A 26,769-nucleotide genomic window follows, 5' to 3' on the forward strand; every position below is an offset into this window, starting at 1 on the left:
CGATAAACACGACGTTGAATTTATTTTTAAGTTTTTAATACATGTCGGTACAGTAGGGTTGCATATTTATTGCTCAGTATTTAGAGGCGGAAAGAATAGTGAAATGATTAGAGTTCAAATCTGTGTTTGGAAGAAGCAAACATAACATGATGAGGTAAGCAGAAGTCTTAGCGTTATCTGTTGCTTATGCGAAATCGAGATGATATTGATCTGGTTACTTTAGGCAACGCATGGAATAAAGAATGGAAGCCGAGCAGTTAGAAGTACTCAATTTCATTAGCCAACATCCTCCTTTCGATGAACTGCCAGAAGAGCAGTTAAAAAAAATCGCCATTCATGCAGAAGTGGCGTATTTCCGTCAAGGTACCGACATCCTCAAATTTGGCGATACGATTCGCGACTTGTATATGGTACGCAGTGGAGCGGTAGAGATTTATCGACGCAAAGGTGAACTTTATAACCGTATTGATGCTGGTGGCCTGTTCGGGCAAATGGGGTTGCTCATGAACAACCGCGTTCGTATGCCAGCAAAAGCGATTGAAGACACCTTGGTGTATTGCATTCCTGAGAACATCTTCAACGAACTTTGCGACGAGTTTGAAAACTTCGCGGATTTTATGGAGCTCGAAGATAGCGCTCGGCTTCGCAATGCGATCTCTAGTCGCTCCGATGGCAATGATTTAACAACCGCAAAAGCGCGTAAAATCCTGACTCGTGACCCTGTGACGCTCGAAGCGACCGCTTCTATTCAAGAAGCTGCAAGCCTAATGGCAGAAGAAAACGTCACCGCCTTGCTCATCGTCCGCCCAACTGAAGAACTGACCGAAGAGGATGATGACCAACTGCTTGGCATTCTTACTGACCGCGATTTATGTATACGGGTTTTGGCGCAGGGGATTGATACCAATATATCGGTGGGCGAGGTCATGAGTTACGACGTGGTATCGCTTGATTACAACGCGTATGTGTTTGAAGCGATGCTGACCATGCTTCGCTACAACGTGCATCATCTGCCGATTCTCAAAGACAAAAAGCCAATAGGCATCATCGGTATGACGGACATTGTCCGTTACGAATCCCAAAACAGCTTGTTGTTGGTGAGCTCGATTTTCCAACAGACCAGTGTGGAGGATCTCAAACAAGTTTCCCTGCAAGTGAAAGATTGTTTTGTTCGCATGGTCAATGAAGACGCCAACGCACACATGATTGGACGAGCGATGTCGGTGATTGGCAGCAGCTTTAAGCAACGATTAGCGGAACTCGCCGAGCAAGAGCTTGGTCCTGCTCCAATTCCTTACTGTCTGGTTGCGATGGGATCGATGGCGCGAGATGAGCAGCTCATTGTCACCGACCAAGATAACGCGCTGATTCTTGATGACAGTTACGATCCTGACAAGCACGGCGAATATTTCGCGCAGTTTGCGAAATTTGTATGTGATGGATTGGCGGCATGCGGCTATACCTATTGTACGGGCGACATTATGGCTACCAATCCTGAATGGCGAAAAACCAAATCGCAATGGGAAGAGTGCTTTGGCGATTGGATCGATCATCCGACGCCAGAGAGGTTGCTAAACAGTAATATTTTCTTCGATTTGCTAGGGATTCATGGTCGGGTGAAATGGGCAGAGCAACTGAGTAGCTTTATCGTCAGACGAGCCAAAAAGAACAATCGATTTTTGGCTTGTATGGCTTACAACGCAATTCGAAGAACGCCGCCGTTAGGATTTTTTAAAGATTTCGTGATGGAGAAAGATGGACGTCATCGAAATTCGATCAACCTTAAACGACGCGGTACCGCGCCGCTGGCAGATTTGATTCGAGTGCATGCCTTGGCGATTGGTTCGCGCTCGCAAAACTCGTTTGATCGATTAGACGACATTAATGACGCCGGGATTCTGCCAAAAGGGCGAGGAATGGACTTGCGAGATGCGATGGAGCTTATCTACATGGTTCGAATCCGTCACCAAGCCTTGGATATTGAAAATGGCGACGAGCCAGATAACAACATCGAGCCAGAAAACATGTCCGATTTCGAACGTCGTAATCTGAAAGCGGCATTCCAAATTCTAAGCAATGCGCAGAACTTCATTAAGTTCCGCTACCAAAGAAGCAGTAAATGATGTGGTTGGCAAAAAGTAAGGCGAGTACACCGCTGCTAGATACTTCGCAAACGCCGGAGTGGTCAGTATTGTTTGAGCAGTTGGCAGAGCAAGCGCAAGATCAACGGTTGAAGCGATACTATTCGACTCCTATGGTGAATGGGGATACGCCATTAAAAGAGGTGCCGTTTGTCTCGGTAGATTTTGAAACGACGGGCTTAAATGCAGAAGACGATGCCATTCTTACCATTGGTCTTGTACCGTTTACGATTGACCGAGTGCAGTGCAGTGGTTCAGCGCATTGGATTGTAAATCCGAACCGAGAGCTTAATGAGGAGTCTGTCGTTATTCATGGCATTACGGATTCTGAAGTGAAAAACGCGCCCCAGTTAACACAAATACTAGGTGAGATTTTGGATGCGCTCGCTGGCAAGGTGGTGTTGGTGCACTACAAGAATATCGAGCGGCAGTTTTTTTATAATGCGCTTTTAAACACCATTGGCGAAGGGATTCAGTTTCCCGTCGTCGATACATTGGATATCGAGTACGCACTTCAACGCCGAGAATGTTCAGGCATTTGGAATAAGTTAAAAGGTAAGAAGCCAGGGTCAGTGAGGTTGGGGCATGCTCGGGAACGATATGGTCTGCCTGCTTATCAACCGCATCACGCATTAACGGATGCATTGGCGACGGCAGAGTTGTTTCAAGCTCAGTTGCAATATCACTTTAACCGAGACATGCCAATTTCTGCTATTTGGCAATAAATGTTATTTACCTTAAACACAAAAACATCAAATGATCGATGGGGGTGTTTCCTTTTAAGATGCTAATGAGAGCTACTACTTTAAGAAAATACATATACTTAAACTTGTGCTTGGTGATGTGAACTAATCATCACTCAAACTCCTACAAAGTATTTAAATTTGGTCACGTATTGTTAAGGAGATTATTCGTGAGCACCGACAATAATGGTGGGATTAAACGTCCCGATGGAAAGGTAAACGCGATAGATACTGACTATCAGATTGGTCAGGATAACGTCGCGTTAAAAGTCGGCCCATTCGGCTTAGACATTCACAACCGAGTTTTCGCAATTTCTGGGATGGCTATCGTCCTCTTTGTTGTGGCAACGCTAACTTTTCGCCAACAAGTTGAACCCTTTTTCGCTGGCTTACGTGCTTGGCTAGTATCCAATCTTGACTGGTTCTTTCTTGCTTCTGGCAACGTATTTGTCATTGTCTGCTTGGTCTTGATTGTGACACCGCTTGGCCGAGTTCGAATTGGTGGTACTGAAGCGACACCAGATTACTCTTATGCAGGCTGGCTAGCGATGTTGTTCGCAGCCGGTATGGGCATCGGATTAGTGTTTTTTGGTGTGTCTGAGCCAATGTCGCACTTCAGCTCTGCACTTGGCGGCGTGAACATTGAAAATGGTGTGCGCACCGACTGGGCTCCACTTGGTGGTGCGGTTGGTGATACAGATGCTGCATCTGCACTTGGTATGGCTGCGACCATTTACCACTGGGCACTTCACCCTTGGTCGATTTATGCATTGTTGGCCCTTGGCTTAGCGATTTTTTCGTTCAACAAAGGGTTGCCACTGACCATGCGTTCCATCTTCTACCCGCTGTTTGGTGAACGAGTTTGGGGCTGGGTAGGGCATGTTATCGACATTCTTGCGGTTGTTGCGACGGTATTTGGTCTGGCGACATCGCTCGGCTATGGTGCTTCACAAGCAGCAACAGGTTTGAACTTCTTGTTTGGTGTGCCAATGACCGACACAACTCAAGTCGTGTTGATTGTAGTGATCACGGCATTGGCGCTGATCTCGGTGGTTGCAGGCCTTGATAGTGGGGTAAAACGTCTGTCTGAAATCAACATGATTCTGGCGGCGATGTTGCTGTTCTTTGTGATCATCGTTGGCCCAACAATGGCGATTCTGACTGGCTTTTTCGACAACATTGCGTCGTACATCACTAACATTCCCGCATTGTCTATGCCGTTTGAACGTGAAGACGTGAACTATTCGCAAGGTTGGACTGCGTTCTACTGGGCTTGGTGGATTTCTTGGTCACCATTCGTGGGCATGTTTATCGCACGTGTTTCACGTGGACGTTCGGTTCGTGAATTTATCATCTGCGTTATTTTGATTCCTTCGACGGTTTGTGTGCTTTGGATGACCGCTTTTGGTGGCACAGCGATCAGCCAGTACGTGAATGACGGTTACGAAGCCGTATTCAATGCTGAGCTGCCGCTTAAACTGTTCGCCATGTTAGACGTAATGCCGTTTGCAGAAATCACATCGGTAGTAGGTATCATCCTGGTGGTTGTGTTCTTTATCACGTCGTCGGATTCAGGCTCTCTTGTGATCGATACGATTGCAGCTGGTGGTAAAGTCGATGCGCCAACACCACAACGTGTTTTCTGGTGTACGTTTGAAGGCTTAGTCGCCATCGCACTGATGCTCGGTGGCGGACTGGCAGCGGCTCAAGCGATGGCTGTAACTACAGGCTTACCATTTACCATCGTATTGCTTGTTGCGACAGTTTCTTTGATTAAAGGTCTAATGGATGAACCTCGTCCAAGTACCAAGGCAGTCAAAAAAGATAAATAGCCACGACGACAAAACTAACCTTAAAACGGCATGCGAAAGTGTGCCGTTTTTTTATGTAAAAAACCTTAAGTCCCCTCTTTGAAACCCCACTGCATTCTGACTCATGTTGAGTTGTTTCGCATTAAATGATGCTTTAATAAATTAGAGTTCAAACTATTTTAATTTTAGGTTAAATGTTGTTTTTATGTGATTTTAGTCACATCAATCCAGATTAAAACGCCAATTATTTGATTTTCAACCGTAAAGAATGTCCATAATAAATACGAAATTTAATTAGACATCAAAGGATATGTATTTCAAAATGATCACATCAGCACCTTGGGTGCTTTATCCAGAAATTGGAGAAGACCCAAGCAAAAAATGGATTTTTCGTGAACCTAAAATCTCTGATGGTGACGGCATTTACAGCTTAATTGCAGATTGTCCTCCGTTGGACATGAACTCTTCTTACTGCAATTTTCTACAGTCAACGCATTTCAGCAAAACCAGCATTTTGGTTGAGCACAAAGGCGACATCGCTGGCTTCATCTCGGGTTATCAGAAGCCTGACGAACAAGACGTATTATTTATTTGGCAAGTCGCTGTATCACCTCGATTCAGAGGTAACGGTTTAGCATTTCGTATGCTCAAGGAGCTTCTCGAAAGGGAAGCGCTGAGCGAGGTTAAATCGGTAGAAACGACCATCACGGAAGATAACCAAGCCTCTTGGGCGTTGTTCAAAAAGTTAGATGCGATGAACGGCAATCATGGCCAAGTCAGCACCTTTTTGGATGAAAAAGCCCATTTTAAAGGCAAGCACGATACAGAGTTTTTGTATCGCATTCCTCTCAAATAATCCTCAAACAATAGGAATCAAAAACGGTCTCATCATGGATATTTTCAAAAAGCAGGAATCCAACGTACGCTCATATTCAAACAATTTTCCAGTGGTATTTCGCAAAGCGAAAGGTTGCTGGCTAGAAACAGAACAAGGTGAACGCTACTTAGACTTCCTCGCTGGAGCGGGATCCCTAAATTATGGCCATAACAATCCTGTATTGAAGCAAGCACTGCTTGAATACATTGAAATGGATGGCATCACTCACGGTTTGGATATGCATTCAGAAGCGAAAGCGGGCTTTCTCGCTGCGCTGGATAACTACATCTTAAAACCAAGAAAACTGGACTACAAAGTTCAATTCACCGGACCAACTGGTACGAATGCGGTGGAAGCAGCACTTAAGTTGGCGAAAAAAGTGAAAGGCAGAAGCAGCGTTGTTGCATTCACTAACGGTTTCCACGGTTGTACCGCAGGTGCGTTGGCGGCTACAGGTAATCAGCATCACCGACAAGGTAACGGCTCAAGCCTTACAAACGTAACGCGCATTCCGTTCGAAGGTTACGCTGGCGTTGATGGTTTGGCGCTGTTCGAAACTATGCTGAATGACAACTCTGCAGGTATGGACAAACCAGCAGCCGTATTGCTGGAAACGGTACAAGGCGAGGGTGGTTTAAACGCCGCCTCCAATGAGTGGCTACAGCGTCTAAGCAAAATTTGTAAGGCAAACGACATTCTATTGATTGTCGATGATATTCAAGCTGGTTGTGGTCGAACTGGGACATTCTTCAGTTTTGAGCCATCAGGCATTGAACCCGATATTGTGACGCTATCGAAATCGATCGGTGGGTACGGTCTGCCAATGGCGGTTGTACTGCTGAAACCAGAACTTGACCAATGGAAACCAGGCGAGCATAACGGCACGTTCCGTGGTAACAACCACGCATTTATTACTGCGGCAAAAGCACTAGAAATCTACTGGTCAAATGACGATTTCGAAACGCACATTAAGCAATGTTCGCAAAATGTGAGTGAAGTGATTGATCGCTGCGTGCGTCGTTTCCCGCAAATGTTCGTTCAGAAAAAGGGACGCGGCATGATGATTGGCATCGAGTGTATTCACGGTGACTTGGCAGCAGAAATCGCTAAAGCATGTTTTGACGACGGCATGGTGATTGAAACCGCAGGCCCAGACGATGAGGTGGTGAAGTTCTTCTGTCCATTGACTATCAGTGAATCTGAGCTGAACCAAGGATTAAGCATCTTTGAACGTGCAGTAGAAACGATTGCTGCAAAACACTTCAAACAAGCATCTTAATAAGGATTATCAGTTATGATCGTAAGAACACTTGACGAGTGTCGAAATAGTGAGCGTCGCGTAGTCGCGGATAACTGGGAAAGCGTACGTATGTTGTTGAAAGATGACAACATGGGATTTTCTTTCCACATCACCACGATTTATGAAGGAACGGAAACGCACATCCATTACCAAAATCACCTAGAGTCCGTTTTCTGCATGAGCGGCGAAGGTGAAATCGAAGTGGTGGGGGGCGAAACTTACCCAATCAAACCCGGCACATTGTACATTCTGGACAAGCACGACGAGCATTACCTAAGAGCATACAAAAACAAAGAAATGGTCATGGCATGCGTTTTCAATCCCCCAATTACAGGTGCCGAAGTGCACGATGAAAACGGCGTTTATCCGCTCGTTGACTAAAAGCCAGTGTGAGGCGCACGTCGCCTCACACCTCTAAGCGCTTTCTCTTTCTCTGTTTCACTTAACGTTACCAATCAAAAAGGCTTATCATGACTTTTACCGTAGAAAAAATCGGCGGTACTTCAATGACTGCATTTGATGCTGTTCTCGACAACATTATTCTTCGTCCTAAAACGCCATACAACCGCATTTTTGTTGTGTCAGCATACGGTGGCATGACCGACGCGCTATTAGAATGTAAAAAAACCAGCAAAGCAGGCGTCTATCAGTTAATTGCGAAACGTGACGATCAATGGCAAGACGCCCTAGCGTATGTGGAAAGCCGCATGCTACTTACTAACGAAAACATCTTTGCGGATCCAATGAATCGCATTCGAGCGGATAAGTTCATTCGTTCACGCATTGCAGAGGCGAAAAATTGTATCGCTAATATTCTAGAAACCTGCCAATACGGACAGTTTTCTCTGCGTCACTATCTGCCACAAATTCGCGAGTTTCTATCGTCGATTGGTGAAGCGCACAGTGCGTACAATACAGCGCTTAAGCTGAAAAACATGGGCATCAATGCGAGGTTTGTGGATCTCTCTGGTTGGGATAACCAGGAACCAAGAAGTCTCGATGATTCCATTCGCGACGCGTTTGCTGATATCGATGTGACCAAAGAACTGCCTATTGTCACGGGTTATGCATACTGCAAAGAAGGTTTGATGCACACTTATGACCGGGGCTACAGTGAAATGACGTTCAGTCGTATTGCAGCTATCACCAAAGCAGACTTAGCCATCATCCATAAAGAATACCATTTAAGTTCCGCGGACCCACGCGTTGTCGGCCCAGAGAAAGTGTTGCCAATTGGAAGCACGAACTACGATGTAGCGGATCAACTTGCTAATTTGGGCATGGAGGCGATTCATCCCAATGCTGCCGCTGGTTTGCGCGAAAGTGGGATTGAGCTGCAAATCAAAAACACGTTTGAGCCAGAACATGAAGGTACGTTGATATCTTCAGGGTATCGCCCAGAAGAAGACAAAGTGGAAATTATCGCCGGTAAAGAAAAGGTCTTCGCACTGCACTTGTTCGATCAAGCTATAGTCGGCAAGGTTGACAACGTGAGTTACGAATTGATGGAAATCATCTCTGATGCACGCGTCAGCTTGATCGGTAAAGAGATGAACGCTAACTCGATTACGTATTACCTTGGCGGTAGCTCGGACAGCTTAAACAAAGTGTTATACAAGGCCGAAAAACGTTACCCGAATGCCTCCATTAAAGGGCGAATGGTTGCGCTAATTTCAGCCATCGGTTCACACATCGACACTAACAAAACGTTAGCGAAGGGCGTCCTTTCTCTCATGAACAGTGGTGTCACACCGGTGGCGTTGCACTCGTCAATGCGTAATGTAAACGTGCAATTTGTCGTCAGTGACAAAGAATATCAACGCGCCATTTGTGCATTACACGATGAGTTTTTTGCGCCTGTCGAAGGCTCGAACGCAATGGAGCATGTGGCTTAATTGATTCATCGATTTAGACGTTACAAAAGGAGCCTTTCGGCTCCTTTGTTCTGTTTAGTGCCAACTAAATTTTAAATATTTGGCCTTGCGGTTTCATGAGTTGATGGTGGTAAGTGAGGCAAGGTGACTTGTGGTTGCTCGCCTGTCAGAGAACGTAAGAATTCAGTGATTTTGGTGGACTCTTCTTTTGTTAGCTTTTGACCGAGTTGCAGATCGGCCATCATTTCTACCGCTTCTTGAAGATCCCAAACAGACCCGTCATGGAAGTACGGGTAGGTCAATTCTACGTTACGTAAGGTTGGGACTTTGAAGACGAACTTATCGAAATCACTTCCGGTAATAGCTTTGCGGCCAACATCTGGGTTGTCTGTTGCAAATGGTTTCACTAACCCCATTTTTTGATACATTTGTCCGCCTGCTAATGGCCCGCTGTGACAAGCAGTACAGCCTTTGTCTTTAAACAGTTGATAGCCTTCCACCTGTGCAGTAGTAAGTGCGTCGTCGTTACCTTTCAACCATAAATCGAATGGAGAATTTGGCGTACGCAGTGTTTGTTCAAATGTTGCGATAGCATCGGTCACGTTATCAATGGTGATGTTGTTGCTGCCATAAGCTTGCTGAAACCACTCGCGGTATTGAGGGATAGATTGAAGAGTGTCGACCGCGAGCTGGTGGGTAAATGCCATTTCCAATGGGTTTTCGATAGGGCCTGCGGCTTGTTCTTGCAGATCTTTCGCTCGCCCATTCCAAAATTGAACGAAATTCAAATCTGAATTAAACACCGTAGGTGAGTTGATTGGGCCAATTGACCATTTGTGACCAATTGAGCTTGGTAAGTTATCAACGCCACCTTTAGCGATGTTATGGCAAGAGTTGCAAGAAATGGTGTTCGACGCCGACAGTCTCGGTTCAAACCACAGCGTTTTACCCAATTCAATCTTTTTACTGTCGAGCCCAGAAATGGGTTCGATGACCTTGATGGGTTCGTTGGATTGACGTTCAGCATGGGCACCGAAAGACAATATAGATAAAACACTCACTGCGATAAGAGTTTTCATAATAACTTCCTTTTGACGTGATTTTCGACTCTCACTAGAGCGGCGCACTTCTTGTGAAACCGCTGATAAAACAGTCGTTGGTGCGCTCGAAAATTACGGTATAGGAAAGGTGTTATTCGATAAAATGCAAAAATTCGATGGCTTTTATGGCAAAAAACGATGTTAAAAGTGATGAATTTTTGTACGTCAAGCTGGAGCAGGCTATTGTGAGTGTTGGTTACAAATTTGTCACAAATGTTTAAAGTTATTTATCGGACGAATCCTTGATTAAAGTCAATTTCAATCTGAGGTTGTGAGGCGTTCAAATACAACAAAGGGGGCGATAGTTCGCCCCCTTTGTTGTTCATCTGGTCATGGAATTGTGATTTCTGTCAACTTATCTCTTTGAGCTGCAGAGAAAAATTAACTTAGGCTTTCGGTAACAACGGGTTTGTTGTTACGTTTTGCTATCCAATACGCCACGCCACCCCATAGCGCAACAAGCAACCACAATGCTGTCCAATGTTTGGCAACTTGCTGCCATGTCGCGCCCATTTGGTTGAGCGCCAAGAAGCCTTTTATTGCCCAAGTACTCGGGCTCAAATCGGCTATCCAAAGCAGTGGAGCAGGTATCGATTCAACTGGCCAAATGAAGCCCGCTAAAAAGATGAGAGGCATTGAACTGACTAGAACCACCAAGGTGACCAGTTCTCTTCTTGGTAGTAGATAGCCAAGCCAAAAGCCTAACCCACAACAACCCAGCAAGAACGGGAAGAGCATGGTTAAGAGCTCACCTGCTTTGGCAATGTGATTCACACTCAGACGTTCGAAGCTAAAACCAAAGTAATACGCGCTCAGTAAGTAATAAATGGCAATAAACACCAACGTTCTTACCAATAACAATGACCCGGTTGATACCTGAGACCAGTAGCCTCGGCCATGACGCTGTGAACCGGTTTGCAAGCCAACCGCCATAATAAGTGTTTGCTGCAAAATCAGCACAAAGACAGCAGGAACCACGTATTCGATATAGCCCATCGTTGGGTTAAAGGTCGGTTTCATGTTCAGCTTGATAGCAGAGTAATTGTGGCTCGCCAAACTAAGCGGTACGCCTTCAATCACCATTTTGCTGACTTTAACTTGTGCGCCTAATGTACCGCCTGCTTGAGCTAAACCTTCAACGACCGTGCCGTATACTAAGAAGTAAGAGGCATCTGCGGCGTACGCAAGAGTCGGGCTTTTACCTAACATTACGTCTTTGTAGAAGTGCTCAGGGATCACTAAGAAACCCGTAATTTCGCGATTCAAAAACGCTTGTTTTACATCCTCAACTGTATGTAAACGCGAGACGATTTTGACTTGAGGTGTCGCATCGACCATACGCTCTAGCTTTAGGCTGGTTTGGCTTCCGTCTAGGTTTACGACCGCAATTGGCTGCTCTCTAGGGGTTTGTTGTGCGTATGGCAGCGGATACAAAAACGAATAAAAAACCACGCCACCAAAAACAGTTAATGTGACGACGGGGTTGGTCAGCACAGAGCGAATCTCTGCTTTAATCAGTTGCCAGAGTGTCATGCTGCCTCCCTTTGCTGAGTCGACAGTGCTGCCGCTCGGTATTTATGAATGAATGCGGCTGTCAGTAAGAGTGGCACCACATACCAGATCATTGGCCACAAAGCACTAAACGATTGAGTGGCTGAAGCTCCGTAGCTTGCCTGACCAACCTGAACTTCGATGTAATGGGTGATAGGTAATTGTGAGCGCCAAGCATGAGCGAGCGTGTTCATGTCGGAAACTGGAAACGTAATCCCCATAAAAGCAAAACTTGGCGCAGTAAACGCACCAGCAAAACTCATTGCGCGGGCAGGGTCCATCGATAAAAAGAAAAACAGTGCGCCCATAATGATACAGGCAACAACGGTGACCAATTGAGCCAGTAACATGACTACGAGACTGCCTTCCATCGGCCAGTCCAATAACACATAAAACCAGTAGAGGAACAAGGCACCTTGCAACATAAACACTGGGATGTATTGGCTCAAAATTGCGCTGAGTTTTGTGTATGGTTTATTACCCAAAAACTCAAAGCCATTTTTGCCCCCATAAATGCGAAAGTGCGCCGCAAGGATCAAAATCGTACTCACAACGATACAAATTTGCCAAATCGCAGGCACGATAGCGGTGACCAAAAACTGCGCGTAGTTAGTGTTGCGATTAAACAGAGCGGTGATTTGGGTCGACACTGGCACAGCTTGGCCGAGCGCGGACAACGTCGTTGTATTGCCTTTGGCGAGATTGCCCATCACTTGCACCTGAGCATCAAAGTACCCTTGAGCTTGTGCCACGGCTGAATTAATTAACTTTGCCACCAAAATATATTGGCTGTTAAAAAACACTGAAAGCTGCGGTTGGCGATGCAGCAAAATGTCTTGGTCAAACTTAGATGGAATGACGGCAAAAGCGTAAATATCGCCTTCAATCATGGCATTCTTGGCTTCATTCGCACTGGTGTAGTGATAATCCACAGAAAGCGTTGAAGAGGCGTCTAACGTTTGGATCAACTTACGAGAGAGTTGCGAATGTTGTAAATCGACCACGCCAATCGGCAGGTCTCTCGCGATTCCCGCAGAAAACACGCCCCAAATGGTAAGCGAAAGCAAAATAGGCACCCAAGTTAAGCACGACAGTAGCCACTTGTCGCGCCGTAACACATGCCGTTGTGAAATCTTAATCGTCATAGACTTTTTACCTTGAGCGATTACAGCTCAACCACAACGCTCATACCCATGCGCAGTTCTGGTTCTGGTTGAGTAGGGCGAACTTCTACTTCAAAGGTACGCAGATCGAAACCTTGTGCTGCATCGGTCGCTCGCCAAGTTGCGAAATCGCCCATTACTGCAACGTGCGTGACTTTAAACTCGACACTTTTATCTAATGCTGGCAGGTATGCGTTAAATGTGGTGTCTTTAGTGAAGTGTTTAAGCAGATCCTCGCGCACGTTCAGTGTTGCCCATGCATCTTCAGTGTCGATGACGGTCACGACAGGGAAGCCCTGCGGTGCAAGCTCACCGCTTTGTAAAAGTACTTGAGATACTTCACCGTCAAACCAACTGTAGATTTGAGTATCTTTCGCATAGGCTTCCACTTCAGCAACTGCGCCAGATGCCATACGAGCTTTCTCCGCCGCGGCCACTTTGGTTTCGCTACGAGCCCCTTCTTTCGCCATCTCATACATCTGGAAAGCTGCACTTTCGGTGTATTTAGAAGCTTGCCATTGGGTTAACGCTTCATCGCGTTTTTGCTCGGCAACCACACCATCTTTATACAGGTTGTTCACGCGGTTATAGGTTTTTTCCATCAAATCCGCTGCGGCTTTCGCTTTTAGCCATTGGTCTTTCGCGGCTTGAATTTGTTGCTCACGTGCACCTTTCTCTGCTTCTTGCGCTAGTGCATCTGCCGCTTTTTCACCAGCCTTTGCTTGTTCCAGTTTCGCTTCGATTTCTGGGCTGTGAAGCGTAAAAATTAACTGGCCTTTTTCAACATCATCGCCTTTGCGAACCATCACTTCGTCGATGCGACCTGGGACTTTCGATGAAATGCTGTATTGCTGAGCTTCAATCAAACCTTGCAAGCGAACTGGTTCTGGCTGATAAGCTTGGTAAAACTGATAGCCAACCCAAGAAGCCACACCCAAGGCGCAAAGTGAAAGTAGAACGGGTTTTAAAGATTTTGCTGCCATGACTTATTTAACCTCTTTGGATATTTTCGCTGGGGCGTAAGCGGTATTTTGATATTGTTCGAAGCTGTTCATTTCACTGCTTAATGCTAATAGTTTGGTTAGTGAAATCAGATAGCGGAAGCGCGCTGCCGAACGTTGAGTTTCGATACTGGCGACATAAAGCTGAGCGTCAACCACATCGAGAGAAGAAGAAAGACCTTGAGTGAATGCCTTTTCTCGCAGAAGCAGGTTTTCATTGGCTAGTGCGATGCTGGATTCTAAGCCTTGCACTTCATCAATCGCTTGCTGCGCTTCTAGATACGTTTTCTGCACAAGTAAAGACAAGTCTTGTTTGGCTTGAGATTTAAGAGCATCAACTTGAGATACAACGCTTTGTGCGGCTTTAACTTTTTCGCTTCGACCTGTGGATTCAATCAATGGAATGTTAACGCTAACCCCTACGAGCCAATCCGGTTTCATTTGGCTGGCCAACGAATCGTCTTCATACAGGCTGTAATCGCCATATAAGTAAACTTCTGGGTAGTATTTGCCTTTCTCTGCCTTAATTAAGCTCGATGCCTGTTTGTGCTTGGCATCCAAAATGTCGAGCCCAGGGTAGGTGAGCAAGGTCTGATCGATAAATGCACTCAGTGGTGGCAGGTTATCGTTAATGAACAAGGTTTCTGCTGGTTCAACAGAATCCTCTTGCGCGAGAAGTTTTCCAAGAGCAGCTTGTGCAATACTCAAGTCACTGGCTGCTTTGCGTGTTTCGACTTTGGCTTTGTCTAATGAGGCTTCAGCTTGTAGGCGTTCAACGCGAGCGATCTGTCCTTGCTCTTCCAGCTTGATGGCAAAATCTCGGTGCTTTTTCAAACCTTGTTCTACGGCTTGGCGCGTAGCGAGCACTTCTTTGGCAAGTACAACTGAGAAGTAGTATTTAGAAAGGTCTTCAAAGCGAGCCTGTTGCTCCATGGCTAACTGACTTTTCGCTTCATCGGTTTTACCCGCCGCGGCAGATTGCGCAGCTGAGATTCGGCCACCAGTAAAGATAGGCCAAATCGCACGGATAGAAGAAGAGAAAATATCGCGCTCAGTAATGGTTGAGGTGGTGTTCGCTAAGGCACCAAAAATGGGTTGAAAAGCAGGTGGCACATTAATGTGTGTTCCAGTGCTATCTAGGATCTGCTTTCCTGAAAGAGTAACGTCGGTGTCCAAGCGTGTGTAGTTAGCACCAATGCTTACTTGAGGCAGATTAAGGTTGCTGGTTGCACTTTCTTGATATTGATAGTTCTCAACATTTGCACGTTGAGCTTTAAGAGAATAGTTGTTTTCTAGTAACAACTGCCACGCAGTGTCAAACGTGATCGGTGCTGAATGGCAGGCAAGAGAAATGGAGCTACTAATAAGGCCCAATACCCAAAACTTTCCAGTTTGTTTCATAATGGCTACTTTGTTGTAGAGTATTGGCTCTAATATAAAGTAATCAACTCACGCTGTTAAGTGGTTGAAAGGAAGAATTAAGGGTAAATCAGCGCTCAGCATCGCCAATCACTGAGCGCGAGGTTGTTAAGAGTTTATTTCATACGAGGGCAGTGGAATTCCGCTCGCCATTCTAGTTGGCGAGAACCACGCATCGTGTTCAACAAATCTTTACCGCTCATTTGAGGAAACGAGAGTAACACCTTGAGATCCGAAGCATTACCTCCGTTTTTTTCATAAGCCCTGACGTGTGTAAAAGTTGAATACATATTCTCTGACAGCATAGCCTTATTCAGGCAAATTCCAAATGTATCGCGTTCCATGTTTGGTGTTCCTTCTAAACTATAAATTCACCTCTGTTTATAGTTTTCCAGTTTGCAGATGGTGTCTAAGTGTTTGTCATATAGTCAGTATTTGTATTTTTATTAAGTTATTTCCAAATTGCCTGACTTCAATGTTGAGCTAATAATAGACTTCCAGCTTCACTGCTTTCTTATAAGATGCTCTTTGTGGCTTCTTGACTAAAAATTATACGATGGAAAGTCTAAATGTGCCTCAAAAACCGCTAAATTTGGTGTGATCGTAATCATGCTTTAAAGGGCAATTTATGTATGCCATTGAATATCAGCAAGGAATATTGTGCCTGATGAATGGATGTAATTTTATGTTTCACGCCGCCTATTAATTCACCATAAAAGTCACGCTTTGTTTGCCGTGTTCACAGATTTATCATCTGATCTAAGCCTTGCTGTTAACTCGATGTTAACTTAGAACAACACCACAGTGACGTGGAAGTGGGTTAACGGTAAGGATGTACCATGAGTTGGAGAACCATCAGCTTTAGAAAGCGCATGCTGGTCATTATGACGCTCTCGGGCTTGATCGAGTTACTTATGCTCGTCGCCGCAGGTTTTACCTACCTCAAAGTCAATCAAGAACACGAAATGGGTGAAAAGGCACTCGGTGTTGCCCGTTTCCTTGCAGAGTCTGAAATCGTCATTGAGATGGTGGAAGCTCAGCAGCCAGAACCTTATCAAGAGTCCTTTCGCGCACTAACTAAAGCGATTGGTGCGGCCTTTATTGTGATTGGGGATAACCAAGGCGTACGCTTAATTCATCCGGTAGATGAGCGAATTGGTAAGCCAATGAAAGGGGGCGACAACCAACGAGCTCTGGTCGAAGGTCAATCCTATGTGTCTACAGCTCGCGGTTCTTTGGGTTATTCCGTCCGCGGTAAAGCGGCGATATTCGACGCACAAGGTAACATCATTGGTGTGGTGTCGGTGGGGTATTTGCTCGACAGGCTCCAAGATCGCATTGAGCCATTCCTCGCTTTTTTAATTTTGATGGTTGTCGTTGTAGTGGTGGCAAATGCCGTGGTGTCCAATTACGCGTCTCGAAAATTCCAGCGCGCGATTTTAGGCTTCGAACCAGAAGAGATCGGCCGTCTGTATGGTGAACTGGAAGTCACCATGAGTACTATCAAAGAAGGTGTACTCAGCATTGACGCACAAGGTGTGCTTCGTTCCATCAACCGCAGTGCTTGCCAGATTCTCGGCATTGACAGAGATAAGGCGCTCAACAAACCGCTTACGGATACATTACGCGACAGCGACTTATATACCGTTCTTGAAACGGGTCAAGAAGATCACGACATTGAAATTTTCCTTAATCATAAGCGTTTAATTGCGAACCGCTCACCCATCTTTGTGGAAGGAAAGATTGTCGGGGCAGTATCAAGTTTTCGCTTGCGTGACGAGATCAATGAACTTACGGAGCAGCTCTCGCAAACCAAAGAATATGCAGACTTGTTGCGTTCTCAAACTCACGAGCATAGAAACAAGCTCAATACGATCAGTGGCTTAGTACAAATGGGTGAGCTTGAGGCTGTGCAAAAGCTTATCGGACAAGAAACCGCCCATTATCAAGCCATGATTGAGTTTTTGCGAGATACCATAAAAGATCCGCTTATTGCGGGTATGTTGTTGGGCAAAACAGAGCGAGCACGAGAACTGGGTTTGCAGCTGGTGGTCGAGGAGGGCAGTCGCTTGGAGCCGCTTACTGAATGGTTAAATTCGGAAGATCTGGTCACCATTTTAGGTAACTTAATCGACAATGCGTTTGATGCGACTTTGAGCGTTATTCGCAATGAATCCAACGTTGCATCAGAGCGTCGAAACATCGAAGTCTCGGTTAGCGATTACGGCAACGAAGTGATTTTAGAAGTCAGCGATCACGGATGTGGGTTGCCAGAGAACATTGAACCTCAAACCCTTTTCAAAAAAGGCATTTCGACAAAATCTCGACAAAATAGAGGGGTAGGTCTGCACCTAGTGAACCAATTAGCGACCCGCTATCACGGGCATGTTGAAATGCTACCAAACACAGAACATGGAACGCGAATAACCGTGTATTTGCCAAAGGAAGAACAAGTATGAACATGGCAACGCGAGTAATGATCATTGAAGATGACATTGCCATTGCTGAATTACACCACAAATACCTGAGCCAATTGGCAGGGTTGGATGTGGTTGGCATTGCAACGACGCGATTAGAAGCGGAAATGCAGCTCGAAGTGCTCAAGCCAGATCTGCTTTTGATGGATGTTTATCTGCCGGATGGTACAGGGTTGGAGATACTAAATACGCTGCGCTCAAACAATCAAACTTGTGATGTGATTTTGATTACCGCGGCTCGGGATGTCGACACACTACAGCAAGCGATGCGCGGAGGTGTGGTGGATTATCTGTTAAAACCCGTCATGTTCCCACGCTTGGAAACGGCACTTAAAAAATACATCACTCAGCGCCAACAGCTGGATGTCGCGGAAAGCCTCGATCAAGGTTTGGTTGACCGCATGTTGCAATCAAATACAGGAACGGACAGTTGCCCTAAACGCTTGCCTAAAGGGATAGATAGCGTAACGCTCGATAAAATTCGCGACTTGTTTGTTGGGGAAGCCGCGCTAACGGCTGATGAAGCGGGAGAAAAGATTGGCGCTAGCCGAACCACGGCAAGACGTTATTTGGAATATTTGATCAGCTCGGGTGAACTAGAAGCGGATCTAAACTACGGCACGGTTGGGCGTCCGGAACGTTGTTATAAAAAAGTGATACGGTAACAAAATGCGAACCCAGATCGTATTTTGAGTGTAAAACAGTTAAAGCGGTGATTTTTAGTCACCGCTTTTTTGTATCAGCTAAAAATAATCTTTAAAAGAAAAGGTTGATGAAGTTGTTTTTGACAGATGAGGGCGTAGTAGTGATTCGTCCCATGAAAACAAATCGGATTAACACATTTGCACAGAGGAAATAGATTTGGCTTATTTCACACTTATTATGTAATGGATTGCAAGTGTGGGTAAGTTTTGTCCGAATTAGAGTTTTTGCTTAAATTTTAACTAACTTAAGTGTTACTTTTTTTATCCATAAAATACAAGCATTTATGACGTTTTAAGTAAGTTATTTAAACGTTTGCACAGCCAAGTGTTGATGTAAATCAAATAGTCGTAGACAATACTGCCCCGTGTCGGACTTTCCTCCACTGAGCGCAAGGTTGTGCTCTTGAGACATAAGTGACCTAAATGGCCTCAAAACGTCGTGTTTCTGATGATTAGGAGCGCAACTTCTTGAGGTTCTTTGGGCCTATAGACTTTACCTATCAACGTAATAGGTAAGACCAATTTTCTATTTTTGAGTGTCATTGATAGGGTTGGCTCATCCTTTAGCCGTATCCGGGCACACAATAAGTACCTCGTTTTTAAGGGAAAGATGATGGTAATACCAGAAAACAGCAGCATCGTTATTTTTGGTGCTTCAGGTGACCTTACATACCGTAAGCTCATTCCTGCTTTATACCACCTTTATGCGAACAAGCAGCTTCCAGAGAGTTTTGCCATTCTTGGCGTAAGTCGTACTGAATACAGTGACGAGTCCTACCGCGAGAAGCTGAAAAAATCGCTTCAAGAAATGGAAAAAACCGAGCCAGCAACGCTTGATGCATTTATCAACCATCTGCATTACCAAGCAATTAACACTTCTGACACGCAAGATTACAGCAAGCTGGCAACACGTTTAGACCAACTTGCCGACGAATATCAATTCGAACAACGTAATACGCTTTTCTACCTAGCTACACCTCCAAGCCTATACAGTGTGATCCCTGCAAGCCTTGCAGCACATGGTTTGAACAATGAGGAAGATGGCTGGAAACGTCTGATCATCGAGAAACCGTTCGGTTACGACCTTGAGTCAGCACGCACGTTGGATAAAGAGATTCACGAGCACTTCCAAGAACATCAAATCTACCGTATCGACCATTATCTAGGTAAAGAGACGGTTCAAAACCTACTTGTTTTCCGTTTCTCTAACGCGATGTTTGAACCGCTTTGGAATCGTAACTTCATTGATTACGTGGAAATCACAGGCGCTGAATTCCTAGGCGTAGAAGAGCGTGGTGGTTACTACGACAACTCTGGCGCTGTACGCGACATGTTCCAAAACCACTTGCTACAAGTATTGGCAATGGTCGGTATGGAACCACCAGCACAAATCAACGCAGATTCAATGCGTGATGAAGTGGTGAAAGTGCTTCAATGCCTAAAACCACTGGATGAAACAGCACTACGTAACGATCTTGTACTTGGTCAGTACACTGCATCAGACGTGCGTGGCCAACACCTTCCGGGTTACCGTGAAGAAAACGGCGTAGCGGACGATTCTCGTACTGAGACGTACATTGGTCTAAAAGCTTACATCAACAACTGGCGTTGGAATGGTGTACCTTTCTATGTACGCACTGGCAAGCGTCTTCCGACTCGCGTTACTGAAGTGGTTATTCACTTTAAACAAACACCGCACCCAGTGTTTGGCCAAAATGCGCCAGAAAACAAACTGATCATTCGCATTCAGCCAGACGAAGGTATTCAAATGAGCTTTGGTTTGAAAGAACCAGGCGCAGGCTTTAAAGCGAAGGAAGTGAAAATGAACTTCCACTACGCAGACCTGCAAGAGACTCAAATGCTAACTGCATACGAGCGTCTTCTACTTGATGCTCTAAATGGCGACGCTACGCTATTTGCACGTAGCGATGCAGTTGAAGCATGTTGGCAGTACGTTCAGCCAATTTTAGACTTCAAACAAGATCCTCAATCACTCTTCGGATACGCATGTGGTACATGGGGTCCTAAAGAGTCTGATGACTTGCTTCAGCGTGACAACCGCGCTTGGCGTTTCCCATGTAAAAACCTAACAGATACGGACTACTGTGAACTATGATCAACCATAAGATCTATCAAACTGCGGAGCAGGTAGTAGAAAGCCTAGCTAACGACATGAAAGCGTTCAGCGAAATGGGCCGACCTGTTCACATCTCTCTTTCTGGCGGCAGCACTCCTAAAATGCTGTTTAAACTGTTGGCTTCTGAGGCTTACGCAACTTCGATTCAGTGGCAAAACCTTCACTTCTGGTGGGGTGATGAGCGCTGCGTGGCACCTGATGATGCAGAAAGCAACTATGGTGAAGCAAACACATTGCTGTTTAGCCAAGTAAATATTCCTGCGGAAAACATTCACCGTATCCGCGGCGAAGATGAGCCTAAAGCTGAAGCAGAGCGCTTTGCAAAAGAGATGGCAGAGGTGATCCCGACTGAAAACGGAACACCTGTGTTTGACTGGATCTTATTAGGCGTTGGTGCAGATGGTCACACAGCTTCTCTGTTCCCTGGCCAAACGAATTATGATGATGCGAACCTGTCTCTTGTAGCTGCGCATCCTGAGTCGGGTCAACTTCGTGTGTCGAAAACCGCACGCGTATTAGAAGCAGCGAAACGTATTAGTTATTTAGTACTTGGCGCGGGTAAAGCGGACATTGTTGAAGAAATCAACAGTTCACCAGCTAACGTACTTCCATATCCGGCGGCGAAGATCCATGCAAAAGCGGGTCTGACGGAATGGTATTTAGATTTGGACGCAGCAGCAAAAATCGCTTAATGCGCTTGCTCGTCAATGAAAGACAATTGGAGAGAAACAATGAAAGGTGATATCGGTGTAATTGGCCTAGCAGTAATGGGTCAAAACCTTATCCTAAACATGAACGACCACGGTTTTAAAGTGGTAGCTCACAACCGTACTGCTGCCAAAGTAGACGAGTTTCTGGAAGGACCAGCGAAAGGCACGAACATCATCGGTGCATACTCTCTAGAAGAACTAGTAGAGAAGCTAGAAACGCCACGTAAAGTGATGCTAATGGTTCGCGCAGGTGACGTTGTCGATAAATTCATCGACGCTCTAGTCCCTCTACTAGACAAAGGCGACATCATCATCGACGGTGGTAACACGAACTACCCAGATACAAACCGTCGCGTTGCAGCACTACGCGAAAAAGGCATCCACTTCATCGGTACCGGCGTATCTGGTGGTGAAGAAGGTGCACGTTTTGGCCCATCTATCATGCCTGGCGGCGCTCCAGAAGCTTGGGAAGCGGTTAAGCCTATCTTCCAAGGTATTTCTGCGAAAACTGACGCTGGCGAGCCTTGTTGTGATTGGGTTGGTAACGATGGTGCAGGTCACTTCGTTAAGATGGTTCACAACGGCATCGAATACGGCGACATGCAGCTGATCACTGAAGCTTACCAGTTCATGAAAGACGGCCTTGGTATGTCTGCAGATGAAATGCAAGCGGTATTCGCTGAGTGGAACAACACTGAGCTAAATAGCTACCTAGTTGAAATCACGGCTGACATCCTTGGCTACAAAGACGAAGATGGTGAACCTCTAGTTGAAAAAATCCTAGACACTGCTGGCCAAAAAGGTACAGGTAAATGGACGGGTATCAACGCACTAGACCTAGGTATTCCACTAACGCTTATCTCTGAGTCAGTATTCTCTCGTTGCCTATCTGCACTAAAAGATCAACGTGTTGAAGCTGAGAAACTGTTCGGTAAGACAATCACGCCAGTAGAAGGTGACAAGCAAGAGTGGGTTGACGCACTGCGTCAAGCGCTTCTAGCGTCTAAGATCATCTCTTACGCTCAAGGCTTTATGCTAATGCGTGAAGCATCAAACGAGAATGGCTGGGACCTAAACTACGGTAACGTTGCTCTTATGTGGCGTGGTGGTTGTATCATCCGTTCTGCGTTCCTAGGCAACATCCGTGATGCATACGAAGCAAACCCAGAACTAGCATTCCTAGGCTCTGATGATTACTTCAAAGGTATCCTACAAAGCAGCCTAGTAGCATGGCGTAAAGTTGCAGCTAAGTCTCTGGAAGCAGGCATCCCAATGCCATGTACGACTTCTGCACTAACGTTCCTAGACGGTTACACAACAGCTCGTCTACCTGCGAATCTACTGCAAGCTCAACGTGACTACTTCGGTGCTCACACTTACGAGCGTATCGACCGTGAGCGTGGTGAATTCTTCCACACTAACTGGACAGGTACAGGCGGTAACACAGCGTCTACAACTTACGACGTATAATCGTTTTAAGTAAACCGACTGAATATAAAAGGATGCCTAAGTGGCATCCTTTTTTGTGTCTGTAAGATATTGAGATATTGGTAGATTTAAAAGTTACATCAAACGTTGATTCGTCACGCACTTCTCAGAAATGGGAGAGAATGCTTTTGCTATCAGTTTAATATTTCTTTTCGAAGAGTGAAGCTAAGCTGCTCTCTGGCGTCTCCTCAACTACAAGGTCAAGGTAATAGAAATGACACAACGGAAGCATCCATTTCACACAGTTTTCGTGTTGCTTATGTTCATATTGCTGATCATTTATTCCATTTATCGCCTTTATCATCATTTCGCTTTCGAATCTTTACCGCGTCAGCTCAGTAGTGATTTTCAAGTGGTCTACATTGATGCGTCATATGTTTTAAGTATCGCAAGCTTACTCTTTAGTCCCACATTATTGGTTTATATTTTATTGGATCGAATGACACAGTTAATCAAAGTGCCGATTAAAGTGATAATAATAACAGTTGTTTTGTCCCTTATCGTTGCTATTCCAGTTCAAATTTTTGAATTTGGGCGATTGGAACATATTGCAGAAAGTAATGGTTACTTAGCGTGTCCACCTTTCACAATCGCGTCCAGCGGAATGACGATGGAAGCAATGGTAATAAATGAGAGTCTTTGTACGGATGCAGAGATTAATCGCATTGCTATGTATGGCTATTTTCACGAATTAGAAAGGGTTGATAAGTTATTAAAGACACGTGAAAGAGCGCTAGGCTCTAATAGGGAAGAGCAGGGCAATGGATGATACGCCAAGTATAAAAACAGTTTGTGTGGTCGTTTTTCTGATAAGTTTGATTACATGTGGTGTTGCTTTCACGCTACTCAGCACTCACTTCGACTTTCTAAGTTTAAAAGATCAACTAACTAAGCAAATCTCAAATCATCTATGTGAATACGCGTTATGTTATCGTCATTGGCACTAGTATCAACACTCTTGTCAGTTGTGTTTATGCTACATATAAAGCAAAGATAGGCAGAGCAGTGTCGACGACATTAAGTCGTTTGCTCGAAGTTTGGTTGTTGTCAGCGATTGCTTTAGTGTGGCCTGTTTTTCTTATTGAACAAGTATGACTAACTTCACTTGCAACAGCTCAAGGCTACTATGAATGCCCACCATTGAATGCCCACCATTTTCTTTAGCATCGAGCAAGCTGAGCATTGATGTTATGGTTAGTGATCCTAAGTTATGCCAAGATGAAATAAATGCTTACCTAACGTCTAGGAGTATTAGTCACTAGAGCGCCTAGGCGCTCTTTTCTGTGGTCGTTTTCTTGTTTTGATAGAACCTGTCTTTGAGGTAGAGAATTGCGCTGACCACAAGAGTCACTACAGAAACAGTGAATAGGGCATACATGCTGAGAATCCATGCGAATGTGGCCGTCAAAAAAGCAATGAAGGAAAACATTCTGCTGAAAGACATCACATGGCCAAGTTTGTTACTTTTCATAAACGCCTCCCAAAGCTGAGTGGGGATAGACAAGTGTGATCATATTCCACACTTTGATTGTCTTCCTTTCTTGGCATTTTCACCCAAAAAAGTGGCTAAAGATTTCTCAAAAAAGGTGAAATATTGAACTGGTAGACAAATTTGTGGATGAAGTTGCAGTGATATGAGCTTATTTGATTATCACGTCAAAAAAATTTTACTGCACAGGCCAGTGGCTGTTATGCATGAATTTGTAATTTGAAACGTCGCCTACCTTAATTTTGTAAGGTGCATGGGAAGTACTTCTCATTCTGTTGATTTATAGAATCAAAAATCACTTTTCTTTGTTTAACAATGCTTTATTGAATATGTGTGATTGCATCAGTTTTGAGAATGAAACTAAGGTTGCAAGAAAGGCGAAAAAGAGTGCTAGGTAAGCCTTTGAACTACGCCTATAATTAGCGCCCACATGGAGGATGTTTAATAAATGAACATCCTTTATTTTTTGAAACCAGCAACAAGGATCCAGTAAAACGTGTTTTTCTGGTGTTGTTTACGTTGACCAAGAAGGTGATTAACTCAACAAATTGAGGTTCTAAGATGACTCTTAACAAGTACTTTGTTTTCATTCCGGCAGAATTGGATCAGGAAATACACAAGGACAACCAAGTGATCTCTGAGAAGGAAACTCAACGTCAGGCATTAGTAAAACAGGCGCAACAACAAGGTGGCCTGTAAGCTAGGTTTCAAATAGAAAGAGCACCGCAAAGGTGCTCTTTTGGTATCTGAGGTTATGGATTAACCCAATATGCCGAGGCTTTTCAGCTTTCTATAAATTGTATTTCGACTGACGCCAAGCATGCGAGAGGTTTTACTGATGTTGCCCTGATTTGCTTGATATGTTTTAAGCAGTTTGTCTTCGACGGTTGCACGCAGTTTTAATGTTGGCTCTGCAGCGGTTGCTACGTCTTGAGCTTGGCTGAGCTTCTTACTCAGGTGAGTCGGTACGTGAGCGAGCTCCAACGTTTCTTCACCTTGCGCCATTAACGCGGATACTTTGATTAAACTATCGAGTTCTCGCAGGTTTCCTGGCCAAGAGTAAGAAAGCATTAGAGAAAGTAGGTGAGGACAGAGTTGTTGTTCAGATTCAGCATGACGTCGATGGATATTCTCGATCAGTTGTTGCTTATCATCTCGTTCTTCAAAGCGAGGCAATTCGATGATCAAACCATTGAGACGATAGTATAAATCTTGACGGAACAATCCTTCGCTAACCAAGCTATCGAGATCTTTATGCGTGGCCGCGATGATTTGCGTATCGACTTGAACACTTTGGTTTGAACCAACGGGAAGTACAGTCTTATCTTGAAGCACATGAAGCAAGCGGCTTTGAGCTTCTAACGGTAAGTCGGCGATTTCATCCAGAAATAAAATCCCTTTATGAGCCTGACGAATTTTACCCTGATAGCCTTTGCTGTTTGCGCCAGTAAATGCCCCAGCTACGTAGCCAAACAATTCGGACTCAACCAAATCTTTCGGTAGTGCGCCACAGTTGACGGAAACCAAAGGGCCAGTTTTTCTCTGGCTGTTTTTATGTAGCGCTTTTACAAACTCATTTTTACCGACCCCAGTTTCTCCGAGAATCAGTAAACTGATGTCTTTATCGATAACGCGATTGGCTTGTTGCCAGCAATGCTCGACAGTGGAATCACCATAATGCAGATCATTGGAAGCGGTAACGGAACGAGACTTCACTTTTTTGTCGGTCAGCGGCTTTGTTTTGAACACGAAAGGATGGTCGGCACTTTGGATAGAAAGAATGTCGTCGAGCGATTGCCCGATGACGTTTTGTTGCGCGAGGAGTTGAGAAGCAACTTGGTTATGCGCAAGGATCTGTCCATCTTCATTGGCGATGATAATCCCTTGCCACCCACTGTTCAGTAAGCCTTTCTCACACGCCAAATCCACACGAATATGCCCTTGTGGAATCAAGTTAAGTAATTGATTTTCAACCTGCTGCACCATGTTTTGTACCAGCACCTGCGTTGAGAAGTCATGTTTCTTTTGCTCGCTGGTGATATCTAATATGCCAATCAAATGACCAAGATGATCGAAAATAGGATTGGCCGAGCAGCTAATAAAACGATGGTGTTGGATAAAGTGTTGATCGCCAATGACAGAGACCGGTTTTGCTTCAATTATCGCAGTCCCAATCGCGTTGGTGCCTTTGACCTTTTCTTGCCAACACGCCCCCGAACTCAGCGCTATTTCGGTCAACTTTTCGCGGAACTTAGGTTGCCCCCAACTGCCGATGATGACGCCGTCGGCATCCGTCAGAATTAAGCGGCTGTCACTGTGAGCAAAAAGCTGATTAAACAGCGGGAGAGCAAACTGGGTGACGGTTTCCAATAAGAAGTTAAGTTGGTGACGCCTATCTTGAAGTGTCGCTGGTGTCACTCGAATATCTTCAGGGCGTCGACGCTGTTTTAAACCCGCCTGTTCACTTCGGATCCATGACGTAGAAAGCCAGTTGTTATCGCTAATGTGTTGAAGTTCCATGACTGTACCATTTTGTCACAGTGAGGGTGTGCCATTTTGGAACACTTGAACATTGGTGTTCACACCATACATCCGCTCAAACATCGCTCACTTGGTTTGTTATCGCTTGGTAATCATAGTTTTACATTTAATTAACAACAAGTGCGGCGTAGTTGGCGTGTGACTTGCGTAATGCTCTTTGTGAACAGTGCGATACGACACTGTCGTTAGGCTTTGTTGCGTAATTCGATGGAACTAAATCAAGAAACTACGATCTGAGCGGCT

22 protein-coding genes are annotated in these 26,769 nt (G+C 45.0%); 14 read left to right on the forward strand and 8 right to left on the reverse strand.

The window, feature by feature from the left end; genetic code table 11:
- Positions 1 to 242 precede the first annotated feature (242 nt).
- From OU793_RS13675 to OU793_RS13705, 7 genes are all read left to right on the forward strand, one after another.
- Entirely contained in the window at positions 243 to 2,123 is a 1,881-nt protein-coding gene (locus OU793_RS13675) for a DUF294 nucleotidyltransferase-like domain-containing protein (RefSeq protein WP_140103933.1), read from the forward strand.
- Positions 2,120 to 2,866: a 3'-5' exonuclease gene (locus OU793_RS13680; protein ID WP_017448937.1), complete on the forward strand. Its 747-nt coding sequence runs from the start codon at positions 2,120 to 2,122 to the stop codon at positions 2,864 to 2,866. The genes OU793_RS13675 and OU793_RS13680 overlap by 4 nt, the downstream gene beginning before the upstream one ends.
- Before the next feature lie 188 nt (positions 2,867 to 3,054).
- Positions 3,055 to 4,716 (forward strand): BCCT family transporter, encoded by a 1,662-nt coding sequence (locus OU793_RS13685; RefSeq protein WP_005500438.1) that lies wholly within the window; start codon positions 3,055 to 3,057, stop codon positions 4,714 to 4,716.
- Positions 4,717 to 5,017: 301 nt separating this feature from the next.
- Positions 5,018 to 5,551 (forward strand): diaminobutyrate acetyltransferase, encoded by a 534-nt coding sequence (gene ectA / locus OU793_RS13690; RefSeq protein ID WP_005477699.1) that lies wholly within the window; start codon positions 5,018 to 5,020, stop codon positions 5,549 to 5,551.
- A gap of 34 nt (positions 5,552 to 5,585) precedes the next feature.
- Positions 5,586 to 6,851, forward strand: coding sequence for a diaminobutyrate--2-oxoglutarate transaminase (gene ectB, locus OU793_RS13695; protein WP_005464458.1), 1,266 nt, complete (start codon positions 5,586 to 5,588; stop codon positions 6,849 to 6,851).
- Positions 6,852 to 6,866: 15 nt separating this feature from the next.
- Positions 6,867 to 7,253, forward strand: coding sequence for an ectoine synthase (locus OU793_RS13700; RefSeq protein ID WP_005464385.1), 387 nt, complete (start codon positions 6,867 to 6,869; stop codon positions 7,251 to 7,253).
- An 89-nt stretch (positions 7,254 to 7,342) separates the two neighbouring features.
- A complete protein-coding gene (locus OU793_RS13705) occupies positions 7,343 to 8,767 on the forward strand; it encodes an aspartate kinase (protein WP_069536656.1) in 1,425 nt (474 codons plus the stop codon).
- 71 nt (positions 8,768 to 8,838) lie between these two features.
- On the opposite strand, the gene OU793_RS13710 is transcribed toward OU793_RS13705, so the two are convergent.
- The 6 genes from OU793_RS13710 to OU793_RS13735 all read right to left on the reverse strand — a co-directional run bounded on the left by OU793_RS13710 (position 8,839) and on the right by OU793_RS13735 (position 15,324).
- Positions 8,839 to 9,825: a cytochrome-c peroxidase gene (locus OU793_RS13710; RefSeq protein WP_025625392.1), complete on the reverse strand. Its 987-nt coding sequence runs from the start codon at positions 9,823 to 9,825 to the stop codon at positions 8,839 to 8,841.
- Positions 9,826 to 10,227: 402 nt separating this feature from the next.
- Entirely contained in the window at positions 10,228 to 11,379 is a 1,152-nt protein-coding gene (locus OU793_RS13715) for an ABC transporter permease (protein ID WP_140103932.1), read from the reverse strand.
- Positions 11,376 to 12,542 carry an ABC transporter permease gene (locus tag OU793_RS13720; RefSeq protein WP_140103931.1) on the reverse strand — a complete coding sequence of 389 codons (1,167 nt, stop codon included), beginning with the start codon at positions 12,540 to 12,542 and terminating at the stop codon, positions 11,376 to 11,378. The genes OU793_RS13715 and OU793_RS13720 overlap by 4 nt, the downstream gene beginning before the upstream one ends.
- A 20-nt stretch (positions 12,543 to 12,562) precedes the next feature.
- Positions 12,563 to 13,543: an HlyD family secretion protein gene (locus OU793_RS13725; protein ID WP_140103930.1), complete on the reverse strand. Its 981-nt coding sequence runs from the start codon at positions 13,541 to 13,543 to the stop codon at positions 12,563 to 12,565.
- A gap of 3 nt (positions 13,544 to 13,546) precedes the next feature.
- The gene (locus OU793_RS13730; RefSeq protein WP_140103929.1) at positions 13,547 to 14,962 is read right to left on the reverse strand and encodes a TolC family protein; all 1,416 of its coding nucleotides are present in this window, start codon (positions 14,960 to 14,962) and stop codon (positions 13,547 to 13,549) included.
- Between the two features lie 134 nt (positions 14,963 to 15,096).
- Positions 15,097 to 15,324, reverse strand: coding sequence for a hypothetical protein (locus OU793_RS13735; protein ID WP_005500455.1), 228 nt, complete (start codon positions 15,322 to 15,324; stop codon positions 15,097 to 15,099).
- 495 nt (positions 15,325 to 15,819) lie between these two features.
- Here OU793_RS13735 and OU793_RS13740 point away from each other — a divergent pair, with 495 nt between their 5' ends.
- From OU793_RS13740 to OU793_RS13765, 6 genes are all read left to right on the forward strand, one after another.
- Entirely contained in the window at positions 15,820 to 17,439 is a 1,620-nt protein-coding gene (locus OU793_RS13740) for a sensor histidine kinase (RefSeq protein ID WP_140104164.1), read from the forward strand.
- Entirely contained in the window at positions 17,436 to 18,122 is a 687-nt protein-coding gene (locus tag OU793_RS13745) for a response regulator (protein WP_042770566.1), read from the forward strand. The genes OU793_RS13740 and OU793_RS13745 overlap by 4 nt, the downstream gene beginning before the upstream one ends.
- Positions 18,123 to 18,774: 652 nt before the next feature.
- Positions 18,775 to 20,277, forward strand: coding sequence for a glucose-6-phosphate dehydrogenase (gene zwf / locus OU793_RS13750; RefSeq protein ID WP_180793966.1), 1,503 nt, complete (start codon positions 18,775 to 18,777; stop codon positions 20,275 to 20,277).
- Positions 20,274 to 20,990: a 6-phosphogluconolactonase gene (gene pgl / locus OU793_RS13755; RefSeq protein ID WP_017448949.1), complete on the forward strand. Its 717-nt coding sequence runs from the start codon at positions 20,274 to 20,276 to the stop codon at positions 20,988 to 20,990. The genes zwf and pgl overlap by 4 nt, the downstream gene beginning before the upstream one ends.
- Positions 20,991 to 21,029: 39 nt before the next feature.
- The gene (gene gnd / locus OU793_RS13760; protein ID WP_005477829.1) at positions 21,030 to 22,478 is read left to right on the forward strand and encodes a decarboxylating NADP(+)-dependent phosphogluconate dehydrogenase; all 1,449 of its coding nucleotides are present in this window, start codon (positions 21,030 to 21,032) and stop codon (positions 22,476 to 22,478) included.
- A 232-nt stretch (positions 22,479 to 22,710) separates the two neighbouring features.
- Entirely contained in the window at positions 22,711 to 23,265 is a 555-nt protein-coding gene (locus OU793_RS13765; RefSeq protein WP_005500462.1) for a hypothetical protein, read from the forward strand.
- 498 nt (positions 23,266 to 23,763) lie between these two features.
- Here OU793_RS13765 and OU793_RS13770 read toward each other — a convergent pair whose 3' ends face one another.
- Positions 23,764 to 23,967 carry a hypothetical protein gene (locus tag OU793_RS13770; protein ID WP_159404099.1) on the reverse strand — a complete coding sequence of 68 codons (204 nt, stop codon included), beginning with the start codon at positions 23,965 to 23,967 and terminating at the stop codon, positions 23,764 to 23,766.
- A gap of 579 nt (positions 23,968 to 24,546) precedes the next feature.
- On the opposite strand from OU793_RS13770, the gene OU793_RS13775 reads away from it, so the two are divergent.
- Positions 24,547 to 24,684: a hypothetical protein gene (locus tag OU793_RS13775; RefSeq protein WP_005464410.1), complete on the forward strand. Its 138-nt coding sequence runs from the start codon at positions 24,547 to 24,549 to the stop codon at positions 24,682 to 24,684.
- A gap of 60 nt (positions 24,685 to 24,744) precedes the next feature.
- Here OU793_RS13775 and OU793_RS13780 read toward each other — a convergent pair whose 3' ends face one another.
- Positions 24,745 to 26,505: a sigma-54-dependent Fis family transcriptional regulator gene (locus OU793_RS13780; RefSeq protein WP_140104083.1), complete on the reverse strand. Its 1,761-nt coding sequence runs from the start codon at positions 26,503 to 26,505 to the stop codon at positions 24,745 to 24,747.
- Between the last annotated feature and the right edge of the window lie 264 nt (positions 26,506 to 26,769).

Origin of the sequence: Vibrio sp. VP6 (assembly GCF_028823755.1) — a bacterium.
Classification (GTDB): Bacteria; Pseudomonadota; Gammaproteobacteria; order Enterobacterales; family Vibrionaceae; genus Vibrio; species Vibrio parahaemolyticus.

What these genes read in the sequence shown, in the direction of transcription:
- OU793_RS13700 (WP_005464385.1), top strand. Translation starts at nt 6,867, where the DNA reads ATGATCGTAAGAACACTTGACGAGTGTCGAAATAGTGAGCGTCGCGTA.
- OU793_RS13780 (WP_140104083.1), bottom strand. Translation starts at nt 26,505, where the DNA reads ATGGAACTTCAACACATTAGCGATAACAACTGGCTTTCTACGTCATGG.
- OU793_RS13770 (WP_159404099.1), bottom strand. Translation starts at nt 23,967, where the DNA reads ATGAAAAGTAACAAACTTGGCCATGTGATGTCTTTCAGCAGAATGTTT.
- OU793_RS13775 (WP_005464410.1), top strand. Translation starts at nt 24,547, where the DNA reads ATGACTCTTAACAAGTACTTTGTTTTCATTCCGGCAGAATTGGATCAG.
- pgl (WP_017448949.1), top strand. Translation starts at nt 20,274, where the DNA reads ATGATCAACCATAAGATCTATCAAACTGCGGAGCAGGTAGTAGAAAGC.
- OU793_RS13715 (WP_140103932.1), bottom strand. Translation starts at nt 11,379, where the DNA reads ATGACACTCTGGCAACTGATTAAAGCAGAGATTCGCTCTGTGCTGACC.
- OU793_RS13710 (WP_025625392.1), bottom strand. Translation starts at nt 9,825, where the DNA reads ATGAAAACTCTTATCGCAGTGAGTGTTTTATCTATATTGTCTTTCGGT.
- gnd (WP_005477829.1), top strand. Translation starts at nt 21,030, where the DNA reads ATGAAAGGTGATATCGGTGTAATTGGCCTAGCAGTAATGGGTCAAAAC.
- OU793_RS13740 (WP_140104164.1), top strand. Translation starts at nt 15,820, where the DNA reads ATGAGTTGGAGAACCATCAGCTTTAGAAAGCGCATGCTGGTCATTATG.
- zwf (WP_180793966.1), top strand. Translation starts at nt 18,775, where the DNA reads ATGGTAATACCAGAAAACAGCAGCATCGTTATTTTTGGTGCTTCAGGT.
- OU793_RS13720 (WP_140103931.1), bottom strand. Translation starts at nt 12,542, where the DNA reads ATGACGATTAAGATTTCACAACGGCATGTGTTACGGCGCGACAAGTGG.
- OU793_RS13725 (WP_140103930.1), bottom strand. Translation starts at nt 13,543, where the DNA reads ATGGCAGCAAAATCTTTAAAACCCGTTCTACTTTCACTTTGCGCCTTG.
- OU793_RS13730 (WP_140103929.1), bottom strand. Translation starts at nt 14,962, where the DNA reads ATGAAACAAACTGGAAAGTTTTGGGTATTGGGCCTTATTAGTAGCTCC.
- OU793_RS13705 (WP_069536656.1), top strand. Translation starts at nt 7,343, where the DNA reads ATGACTTTTACCGTAGAAAAAATCGGCGGTACTTCAATGACTGCATTT.
- ectA (WP_005477699.1), top strand. Translation starts at nt 5,018, where the DNA reads ATGATCACATCAGCACCTTGGGTGCTTTATCCAGAAATTGGAGAAGAC.
- OU793_RS13735 (WP_005500455.1), bottom strand. Translation starts at nt 15,324, where the DNA reads ATGGAACGCGATACATTTGGAATTTGCCTGAATAAGGCTATGCTGTCA.
- OU793_RS13765 (WP_005500462.1), top strand. Translation starts at nt 22,711, where the DNA reads ATGACACAACGGAAGCATCCATTTCACACAGTTTTCGTGTTGCTTATG.
- OU793_RS13745 (WP_042770566.1), top strand. Translation starts at nt 17,436, where the DNA reads ATGAACATGGCAACGCGAGTAATGATCATTGAAGATGACATTGCCATT.
- ectB (WP_005464458.1), top strand. Translation starts at nt 5,586, where the DNA reads ATGGATATTTTCAAAAAGCAGGAATCCAACGTACGCTCATATTCAAAC.
- OU793_RS13675 (WP_140103933.1), top strand. Translation starts at nt 243, where the DNA reads ATGGAAGCCGAGCAGTTAGAAGTACTCAATTTCATTAGCCAACATCCT.
- OU793_RS13680 (WP_017448937.1), top strand. Translation starts at nt 2,120, where the DNA reads ATGATGTGGTTGGCAAAAAGTAAGGCGAGTACACCGCTGCTAGATACT.